The organism is Phocaeicola sp., from assembly GCF_057861905.1.
The window spans coordinates 1-9,591 of record NZ_DBMACV010000094.1; the positions used below are offsets into that span (position 1 = coordinate 1).

A 9,591-nucleotide genomic window follows, 5' to 3' on the forward strand; every position below is an offset into this window, starting at 1 on the left:
TGTTAATTTGTAATTAATTGTTTGTCAGACTTAAATATACAAAATAATTCGGTGATTACCAACTTTTAAAGATACTTTCTTATCCCGAACTCACGTATACTTCTATTCCGGTGAATGGAATGCCGGCCGACGGATATAGTACGGGAGATGCCATTCGGGCGATTGAGGAGGTTGCTGCACAGACGCTTCCTACCGGATACGGTTATGAGTTCAGTGGTATTACACGTGAAGAGGATCAGAGTTCGAGTAATACGACTATTATTTTCATCATTTGTGTCTTGTTCGTTTACCTGATTCTGTGCGCTTTGTACGAGAGTCTGTTTATTCCGCTGGCAGTTATCCTGTCTGTCCCGTTCGGGTTGATGGGAAGTTTTCTTTTTGCCAAATGCTTCGGACTGGACAATAATATTTACATGCAGACAGGATTGATTATGCTGATTGGTTTGCTTTCTAAGACGGCTATTTTGTTGACGGAATATGCTTCTGCCCGTCGTAAGCAAGGAATGACTATCGCTCAGGCAGCTATCTCGGCAGCGGGCGTTCGCTTGCGTCCTATTCTGATGACTGCCTTGACCATGATTATCGGTTTGTTCCCGCTTATCGTGGCCTCGGGAGCCGGAGCCAACGGAAACCGTTCATTGGGAGTGGGTACCGTAGGAGGTATGTTGGTCGGAACATTGGCGTTGCTTTTCATCGTTCCGGTACTGTTCATGATTTTCCAGGTTGTCGAGGAGCGGGTAATGCCCCGGCACAATCGGGAAGAGGACGGTGAAGAAGTCGTCGCTCGGAACTAATGTTTTTAATGTAGCTATTAATATAAAGTGATATGCAGAAAAGAACCAATTATATATTGACTTTCGCCATTGCACTACTACTGTTGAGCAGTTGCGGTATTTACAATAAGTACCGGCGTCCGGAGGTGAAGACGGATTCGCTTTTCGGAGAAATGTCTGCGGAGATAGACACCACATCTTCGCTGGCAGATTTGGAATGGCATGAGTTGTTTACCGATACATTGTTGCAAAAGCTGATAACCCGGTCACTGGAGGCCAATACGGACTTGAATGTGGCGAGGTTGAAAGTAGAGGAGGCGCAGGCTTCGCTGACATCGGCACGGTTGGCTTATTTGCCTTCCGTACAGCTTGATCCGGAAGGCTCTTTAAGTAAGGTGAAGGGCGGACAAACCAGTAAGACGTATACTCTTGGAGGTTCGGCAAGCTGGGAAATCGATTTGTTTGGCAAACTGACCAATGCCAAGCGCAGTGAACAGGCAGCACTGGAGCAGAGTGTTGCTTACCGGCAGGCGGTACAGACTCAGCTGATTGCCACGGTAGCCGAAAGCTATTATACGTTGTTGATGCTGGATGAGCAGATTGCCATTACATCCGAAACGATAACAAACTGGAAAGAATATATTCACAGCTTGCGCGTACTGATGAAATCCGGTCAGGCAGACCGTGCGGCTGTCAGTCAGGCAGAAGCTTCCCGTTTGGGAGCAGAGGCCTCCTTGCTCGACTTGAAGCAGCAGATGGTGGAAATGGAGAATACACTTTGTTCGCTGCTGGCATGGTCTTCTCAGCATATAGAACGCAGTTCTCTCGATTGTCAGCGTTTTCCGCAGAAACTTTCGGTGGGCATACCGCTGGAGTTGCTGTCACGCCGTCCCGATGTCATGCAGGCAGAAGCCGAGTTGAAACAGGCTTTTTACGGAGTCAATCAGGCAAAGTCGAATTTCTATCCAAGTATCACCTTGAGCGGCTCAGCCGGTTGGACAAACAGTGCCGGAGCTGTTGTTTCCAATCCCGGTAACTGGTTGTTTCAGGCTATCGGTTCGCTTGTACAACCTATCTTCAACCGAGGTAAAAACATTGCTAATCTGAAAATATCGAAGGCACAGCGGGAAGAAGCTTTGCTGCAATTCCAGCAAACGCTTCTCGATGCGGGTGGAGAAGTAAATAATGCCTTGAATCAATGGCAGAACGCCCGGCAGAAGGTTGTACTTGATGAACAGCAGGTTGAACATCTGTCGGTTGCCGTTCACGATACCCGTTTGCTGATGGAACATGGTACGACCAATTACCTGGAAGTGCTGACGGCACAACAGTCGCTTCTGTCTTCTCGTCTGACAATCGTTGCCGATATAAATTCGGAAATACAAAGTGTTATCAGTCTTTATCATGCATTGGGAGGAGGTGTAAGCTACTAATAATTCTCACAAACATATTCATATTTTTTGTTCCACCCTGTTCGTGAAGAATCGGGTGGAATTTGTATATAAGTAGCACAGAAATCTGCCTTTTTATTGCTGCATAAAAGAGCGCTTTATTGAATAGAAACGAACCACGTTAAATTATGTTATTAAGTCCATGCAAGCATAACTGTTTGCATATTATGTTATAACTTTAAAAATATAAAACTTTTAACCTTAGTTGGAACATGGAAAAAACAGTAAGAAAGTCATGGTGGCATAATATTGTATTATTGGCTATGATGGGGCAAATCCTGATTGATAAATCTGTTCTCTTTTATCCTTATGGACTTTTTACACCTTATCTCATGGTTCTGGTTTATATATTGTTCTTTATTTACAGCCTTGATATTGTTATCGGTCAAATAAAGTCTTCCGGAACATGTATGAAGGATTTTTCGCAGGCATATCGTATCTGTCATCTTACGACACTCATTCTGTCCGCTTGCTACATTGTGGTATTTCTATTCTTTGGCATTAAGGACTTATTGAAAATAATATAATCGGCAATTCGCAGTCGGCAATGAGCTATGGAGTTGACTAATCTACCCATAGCATATCGCTCATGATACCGTCGGATATAAACACACCTTTTTCCGTAAGCTTCAACACATTGTTGCTAAGCTCCAATGTCCCTTGTGATAAATGAGGTTGAGCCATGCGGAGGCAATAGTTGTACAGTTTCTCGCCGAACTGCTCTTTCAGTGCGTCGAGCTGCATTCCCCACATAGTACGGATGGTTGTAATGACAAAATCGTTGTAGCGGGTATACAGATCGAGGTCTTCTACCTCAAAGTAAGTTTGCCCGTTATTTACCTGTTCGATGTATCTGTCCAGCGAAGCAACGTTCCATTGTCGGGAGATACCGTTGTACGAATGTGCCGAAGGTCCGCATCCCAGGTATTTCTTTCCAGTCCAGTAACTCGAATTATGCCGGGAATGCATTCCCGGCAGGCAGAAGTTGGAAATTTCGTAGTGCTGGTATCCGTTGTCTTTCAGCTTGTGGATGAGTTGAGTGAAGAGCGAAACACTCAAGTCTTCATCTGCTTCTTCTACCCGGTGTTGCTCGCGTAGTTTCCAGAGCACGGTACCTTCTTCATAAATCAGGTGATAGGCAGATATATGTTCCGGTTTCATGCTGACAGCTTGACGCAGGTCAGTTTCCCAGGTTTGCAGTGTTTCTCCCGGCAGTCCATACATCAGGTCGATGCTGATGTTGGTGAATCCGGCTTTCCGGCAGCGATTGAAAGCCTCCACAGCTTGCTGTGCCGTGTGCCGTCTGTGAAGCAGGCGCAGAATATCTTCCTGAAATGTCTGGATACCCATGCTCAGGCGGTTGAATGGGAAGGTGCGCAGCATGCCGACGTATTCGTCTGTCAGGTCATCGGGATTGGCTTCGATGGTAATCTCTGCTTCCGGGGAAATTTCGTACAAACGGTAGAGTGCCTGGAAAATCTGTTCAAAGTCTTTGGCTTCAAGTTGCGACGGAGTTCCGCCTCCCAGATAGATTGTTTCTATTTTTTCACCTTCCAGATAGCTCTTTCTCTGGTCCAGTTCCCGGCAGAGCGCATTGATATAAGCGGCTTTCTTTTCGTTTTGTGTCGTTGAGTAGAAGTCGCAGTAAATACAGCGACGTTTACAAAAAGGGATATGAAGATAAATTCCTGCCATGAGTTTCTGCTGTTATTTCGGGTGCAAAAATAATGAGAACCTGTAAATTTCAGCCGATGTGCAGCAAATAAAGTTGTAAGGTGAAGATGCCCTTCCTGTGTTTTATGCAAAAGTGACGAGCTGTATTCAACCTGCTACGAACGTGTCAGGAGCTCGTCACGTTCGTGTTGAGGTGTCAGCACATACGTGATGAGAACATGACACGTTCGTGTTGAGATAAGTTCGGGCTTTAGTTACTGCTTGTTCTGAATATCTCGTTGCGAATATCTTTTCGTTAGGGCTGGCAGTAGGGCAGAAATACTGCGGTTCTTGCCGTGGAGAGGTACCGCATTTGCGCAAGATACATGAAAAGTATAAAGACTTTGCCATTGTAAGCATTTCCGATGTGTCTGATTCTGGACAAAGAAGGACGGTTTTATAAAACTAACATGAGAGGTGCGTACCTGGATGTATTTTTGGAAGATTTGTATCAGGCAGATTGATGAAATTGCCTGATAGAATGTCCCTCGGTAACTAATTTTTAGTATGTGCCGAGGGACATTTTTTGTTAGTTCGCTGGAAACCGTTATCTTTGCATTCGCAAATAATAGGCAAATGGATAAACAGTTACGATATAATGACTTCGCCGGCTTCTTGGCTCAAAAGTTTCCGTTCAAGGTACAGAAACTGTCGGTCAATGCAGGTTTTACCTGTCCCAACCGCGACGGCTCAAAAGGTTACGGCGGATGTACGTATTGTAATAACCAGACGTTCAATCCTGAATATTGTCGTACGGAGAAAACGGTCAGCGTCCAGCTGGAGGAAGGAAAGCAGTTCTTTGCCCGCAAATATCCTCAAATGAAGTATCTCGCCTATTTTCAGGCGTATACCAATACATACGGAGAACTGGAACAGTTGAAGCGGATGTACGAAGAAGCATTAGCGGTAGAAGATGTTGTAGGATTGGTTATCGGTACTCGTCCGGACTGTATGCCCGATTCATTGCTGGACTATTTGGAGGAATTGAACCGGCAGACATTTTTATTGGTAGAATATGGTATAGAGAGTACTGATGATGAAACACTGGCAAGAATAAACAGAGGGCATACATTTGCCTGCACCCAGGATGCTGTTCGTCGTACTGCCGGAAGAGGTATCTTGACAGGAGGTCATGTGATACTGGGACTTCCCGGCGAAGACTCCGCAAAACTGATTCATCAGGCTGAAGCTTTGTCGGAACTGCCGCTGACAACATTGAAAATGCATCAGTTGCAACTGATAAAAGGTACGCGTATGGCACACGAATTTGCATTGCATCCCGAAGATTTTCATTTATATGCGGTCGATGAGTACATTGATCTGGTCATTGACTATATAGAATATCTTCGTGCGGACTTGGTTCTGGAACGGTTTGTGTCGCAGTCGCCTAAGGAATTGCTGATTGCGCCCGACTGGGGCTTGAAGAATCATGAGTTTACGGCTCGGCTGAAACGCCGGATGGAAGAGCGTGATGCATGGCAAGGAAAACATTGTAGTGAAATATATAGTATAACTAATTCGGATAACAAAAATGGAAATTAAAGGAAAAGTACATTATGTAGGTGTGAACGATCGTTCGAAAGCGTTGTTCGAAAACCTTTGGCCGTTACCTTATGGAGTGTCTTATAACTCATACTTGATTGCTGACGATGAAATGGTGGCATTGGTAGATACGGTTGATGTAGCCTTTTTCGAGGTGTATTTAAAGAAAATTCGTGCCGTTATCGGTGACCGTAAAATCAATTATTTGATTATTAATCATATGGAACCTGACCATTCTGGTTCTATCGCATTGATTAAACAATATTATCCTGACATCGTATTGGTAGGAAACAAGAAGACTTTCGATATGGTGGAAGGTTATTATGGTGTGGGAGGTGACCGTTACGTAGTAGGTGACGGCGATTTCCTGAAGCTGGGACACCACAACTTACGTTTCTATCTGGTACCGATGGTACACTGGCCTGAAACAATGGTTACTTTCGATGAAACAGAAGGTATCTTGTTCTCGGGTGATGCTTTTGGATGCTTTGGTGCATTGAATGGCGGTTGCATCGACAAGAATATCAATACTGATATTTACTGGAACGAGATGCGTCGTTACTATTCTAATATTGTAGGTAAATTTGGAAACCCTGTACAGAAGGCATTGCAGAAATGCGGTGGACTGCCTATCAAGATGATTTGTCCTACTCACGGACCGGTATGGGAGGAAAAGATTCCTCAGGTTATCGATATGTACGACAAGATGAGCCGTTACGAAGGTGAAGAAGGCGTTGTTATTGCTTATGGTACGATGTACGGCAATACAGAGGAGCTGGCCGAAACCATCGCTGAGGAGTTGAGCGCTCAGGGAATCAAGAATATTGTAATGCACAATGTTTCGAAGACTCATCATTCATTTATTCTGTCGGATATCTTTAAGTACAAGGGGCTGATTGTGGGATGTACTACTTACAACATGCACTTGTATCCTGAAATGGAGGCATTGCTGAGCAAGGTAGCTGCCCGCGAAATGAAGAACCGTGTGATGGGATATTTCGGCTCGTTTACATGGGCAAGTGCTGCTGTCAAGAAGTTGGGTGAATATACCGAAAAACTGAAATTCGAGGTTGTCGGCAATCCGGTGGAAATGAAGCAGAGCATGAAAGAAGATACTTACCGTCAGGCTAAGGAACTGGCCAAGGCTATGGCCGACCGCTTGAAAGCTGACCGTTGATGGTCTGGTAAGCGTTACGAATTTTATAGCGTAAAATATAAAGGAACCGTATCAAACTCTCTATTATTGAGTGGTGATGCGGTTTTTTTTATTGTGCAGTTGTTGGTCTGATTGGGTGGTGTGATTGTCGGCTTTCGACAAAAAATCTTGTGATGAATAATAGTGGCTAAAAAATGTCATTGTGTTCTAAAAAACATTATATTTGTGATTATGATACAGAAATTATACTCCAAAAATAATGATCCCGAAGTGCTGCAGCACATTGTGGACATTTTGAATGACGGTGGAATAATCATTTATCCCACCGATACCATGTATGCTATGGGGTGTCACGCATTAAAAGAGCGTCCTATCGAGCGGATTTGTAAGTTGAAAAACATCGATCCGCGTAAAAACAACCTTTCCATTATTTGTTATGATTTGAGCAACATCAGCGAATATGCCCGTGTAAGCAATGCTACCTTTAAGTTGATGAAGCGTAACTTGCCCGGACCGTTTACGTTTGTACTGAATGCCGACAGCCGGTTGCCTAAAATATTCCGAAACCGTAAGGAGGTAGGAATCCGTGTGCCGGATAATAATATAATCCGTGAAATATGTCATTTGCTCGATGCTCCTATCCTCACCACCACGCTGCCTTTACGTCCCGGCGAAGATATAGAGTATGTTACCGATCCGGAACTGATAGACGAAAAGTTTGGTGAGGAAGTCGATTTGGTAATAGACGGAGGAATAGGAGGCATTGAACCTTCTACCGTCATAAATTGTTGTGAAGATGTACCTGAAATTATCCGACAGGGTAAAGGTATACTGGAAGAATAAATAATTTATCATTAAAAACAAACAACTATGTTATTATCATCTTTACTGAATGCAACTTTACTTAGTGCTGGTTCTCAGCATATAGATGTAGAACAGTTGCTGTCGAAGTTACTTGACTGGGGCATAGAGGTAGGCAAGGACCTGCTGGGGGCAATTATCATTTACATTGTCGGACGCTTTATCATCAAGCAGGTCGGACGTTTGCTTTCTCGTATTCTGGAAAAGAGAAAACTGGAAATCAGTGTACAGACTTTCTTGAAGAGTCTGGTTAGCATACTGCTGAACTTGGTGCTGGCCTTTGCCATTGTGAGCAGGCTGGGTGTAGAAACTACCAGTTTTGCTGCTTTGCTTGCTTCTGCCGGTGTTGCCATCGGTATGGCTTTGTCGGGAAATCTTTCCAATTTTGCAGGTGGACTGATTATATTGGTGTTCAAACCTTTCAAGGTGGGCGATTATATTGAAGGACCGAATGCAAACGGAACAGTCCGCGAAATTCAGATTTTCCATACAATTCTGACTACGGTAGACAATAAGGTGATTTATGTTCCGAATGGAGCTTTGAGCAGCAATGCCATCACTAATTACAGCAAGCAGGAAACTCGTCGTGCTGAATGGGTGTTCGGTGTAGAATATGGAGAAGATTTTGAAAAGGTAAAAGCGGTGTTGCAGCGTATTATTGACGCAGACGAACGTATATTGAAAGATCCGGCTCCGATGATTGCTCTGGGGGCTCTTTCGGCAAGTAGTGTAGACATTAAGGTTCGTGTATGGACTAAGTCGGCCGATTACTGGAATGTTTATTTCGACATGAACCAGGTAGTGTATGATACATTCAATAAAGAAGGTATCGGGTTCCCGTTCCCGCAGCTCACTGTTCATCAGGCAAAAGACTGATTTAAATTGAAAATCTAAATAAAAAGCATTTTCCGTTCTCTGTATAGAGGGGTGGAAAATGCTTTTTTTGTTTGGAAGTTATTTGCAATATCGTTGTATCAGTTGTCGTACTTCATCTTTCTCCGAAGGAAAATCCATCGTATCGATGATAATCTGCTGGTTGTGACAGTCGTATATATGAGGAGCCATGACTTGCAGGAACTTCATTCGTTCGCTGTCGAAGTCACATATCGAAAGTAGCTTGACACATTGCTTGCAGGTAATGTTTCGGCTGTTCAATCCTGTTTCCAGAGTTTTCAACTGCTCGGACGATGGAAAAGCGTTCTTAACTCTGTCGTATAATGTATTGATTTCGGCATCAGTATATAGGCGACTGCTGCAATGCTTGGTATTCAATATGTTTCGTGCCTTTTCTTCTCCCGAAATGAAAGTCATGGAATTGATAATGCGGTCTGCATTCTGCCGGTCAATGATCGTCGGTTCCAGAATGACCAATGCTTCCAGTCTTTCATCGTCGGAATTGAATATTTTCATCAGTTGTACAATTTCATCACACGTAAAGTCGGACTGGCGAGCAGCGTTTCTGAGTACGTCCAGACGTCCGTCCTTGAAGGGTTTCTCCTTTACTCTTTGGCATAATTCGCGAAACCATACCTGATCGTCTGTCGAGGCGGGAAGAGAGGAGTTGCTTCCGGCAGGAGCAGGCGGGCAAATAGCTATAGGTGGGTAGGCAGGAGAGGGATAGTTTCCGTCATACGAATCGAATGAAATGACCTTGTCGTTCCGAAAATCGAGCAGGATAACTGTTTGTGCTCCACTGAAGTGTGTCTTATGAAATTCCCATTGTTCTATTCCATTGTTGGAACGTCTGAATTCAGGATTTCCTAATATAGCTACGACTTCACGTTTCGTCATCCCTTCGTGCAGGTTTTCCATCAGTTGGGCACGTTGTCCGGCAGTATCGTAAAGTCCACAACTGGTCATTGCTACCAGTAAGGTTGCCATAGTGATTGCTTTCATTAAGTTCTTCATATTCTTCATTCTTTTTGGTTGATGTTGCAAAAATAGATAATAAAATAAGGGCAGACGAATAGAAAATCCTATAAATATGCAGGTAAATGAAGGTGTGTCAAAAAGCACACCTTCTTTTTTAGCACAAAGCCCCGACTTTCACAAGCTGGGGCTTTGTTATTACCTAAAGATTTTGTATCTTTAAGCA

Annotated in this window: 8 protein-coding genes and 1 pseudogene; 7 read left to right on the forward strand and 2 right to left on the reverse strand. The window is 43.8% G+C overall.

Annotated features, from left to right (window positions below):
• Positions 1–95: 95 nt before the first annotated feature.
• The 3 genes and pseudogenes from ACZM60_RS13510 to ACZM60_RS13520 form a co-directional block, all read left to right on the forward strand.
• A pseudogene (locus ACZM60_RS13510) lies at positions 96–794 on the forward strand (efflux RND transporter permease subunit); the annotation flags it as partial.
• Positions 795–826: 32 nt separating this feature from the next.
• The gene (locus ACZM60_RS13515; RefSeq protein WP_489521757.1) at positions 827–2,206 is read left to right on the forward strand and encodes a TolC family protein; all 1,380 of its coding nucleotides are present in this window, start codon (positions 827–829) and stop codon (positions 2,204–2,206) included.
• Positions 2,207–2,436: 230 nt separating this feature from the next.
• Complete coding sequence (locus ACZM60_RS13520) at positions 2,437–2,751, forward strand: hypothetical protein (protein ID WP_418587038.1); 315 nt, start codon at positions 2,437–2,439, stop codon at positions 2,749–2,751.
• A gap of 37 nt (positions 2,752–2,788) precedes the next feature.
• Here ACZM60_RS13520 and hemW read toward each other — a convergent pair whose 3' ends face one another.
• Positions 2,789–3,919, reverse strand: a complete 1,131-nt coding sequence (gene hemW / locus ACZM60_RS13525) for a radical SAM family heme chaperone HemW (protein ID WP_340319104.1) — start codon at positions 3,917–3,919, stop codon at positions 2,789–2,791.
• Positions 3,920–4,513: 594 nt separating this feature from the next.
• Here hemW and mnmL point away from each other — a divergent pair.
• The 4 genes from mnmL to ACZM60_RS13545 all read left to right on the forward strand — a co-directional run bounded on the left by mnmL (position 4,514) and on the right by ACZM60_RS13545 (position 8,372).
• On the forward strand, positions 4,514–5,479 hold the full coding sequence (mnmL, locus tag ACZM60_RS13530; RefSeq protein WP_340319100.1) for a tRNA modification radical SAM protein MnmL/YtqA: 966 nt from the start codon (positions 4,514–4,516) through the stop codon (positions 5,477–5,479).
• Entirely contained in the window at positions 5,469–6,656 is a 1,188-nt protein-coding gene (locus ACZM60_RS13535; RefSeq protein WP_340319099.1) for an FprA family A-type flavoprotein, read from the forward strand. The genes mnmL and ACZM60_RS13535 overlap by 11 nt, the downstream gene beginning before the upstream one ends.
• 210 nt (positions 6,657–6,866) lie before the next feature.
• Positions 6,867–7,478 carry an L-threonylcarbamoyladenylate synthase gene (locus ACZM60_RS13540; RefSeq protein WP_340319098.1) on the forward strand — a complete coding sequence of 204 codons (612 nt, stop codon included), beginning with the start codon at positions 6,867–6,869 and terminating at the stop codon, positions 7,476–7,478.
• Between the two features lie 27 nt (positions 7,479–7,505).
• Entirely contained in the window at positions 7,506–8,372 is an 867-nt protein-coding gene (locus tag ACZM60_RS13545) for a mechanosensitive ion channel family protein (RefSeq protein WP_021970894.1), read from the forward strand.
• A 78-nt stretch (positions 8,373–8,450) separates the two neighbouring features.
• Here the strand turns inward: ACZM60_RS13545 and ACZM60_RS13550 are convergent, their stop codons facing one another.
• Entirely contained in the window at positions 8,451–9,404 is a 954-nt protein-coding gene (locus ACZM60_RS13550) for a DUF4476 domain-containing protein (RefSeq protein WP_340319096.1), read from the reverse strand.
• Positions 9,405–9,591: the final 187 nt, after the last annotated feature.

Excerpts from the sequence above, each read along its gene's own strand:
- ACZM60_RS13550 (WP_340319096.1), bottom strand. The coding sequence starts at position 9,404 with ATGAAGAACTTAATGAAAGCAATCACTATGGCAACCTTACTGGTAGCA.
- hemW (WP_340319104.1), bottom strand. The coding sequence starts at position 3,919 with ATGGCAGGAATTTATCTTCATATCCCTTTTTGTAAACGTCGCTGTATT.
- ACZM60_RS13535 (WP_340319099.1), top strand. The coding sequence starts at position 5,469 with ATGGAAATTAAAGGAAAAGTACATTATGTAGGTGTGAACGATCGTTCG.
- ACZM60_RS13540 (WP_340319098.1), top strand. The coding sequence starts at position 6,867 with ATGATACAGAAATTATACTCCAAAAATAATGATCCCGAAGTGCTGCAG.
- mnmL (WP_340319100.1), top strand. The coding sequence starts at position 4,514 with ATGGATAAACAGTTACGATATAATGACTTCGCCGGCTTCTTGGCTCAA.
- ACZM60_RS13545 (WP_021970894.1), top strand. The coding sequence starts at position 7,506 with ATGTTATTATCATCTTTACTGAATGCAACTTTACTTAGTGCTGGTTCT.
- ACZM60_RS13520 (WP_418587038.1), top strand. The coding sequence starts at position 2,437 with ATGGAAAAAACAGTAAGAAAGTCATGGTGGCATAATATTGTATTATTG.
- ACZM60_RS13515 (WP_489521757.1), top strand. The coding sequence starts at position 827 with ATGCAGAAAAGAACCAATTATATATTGACTTTCGCCATTGCACTACTA.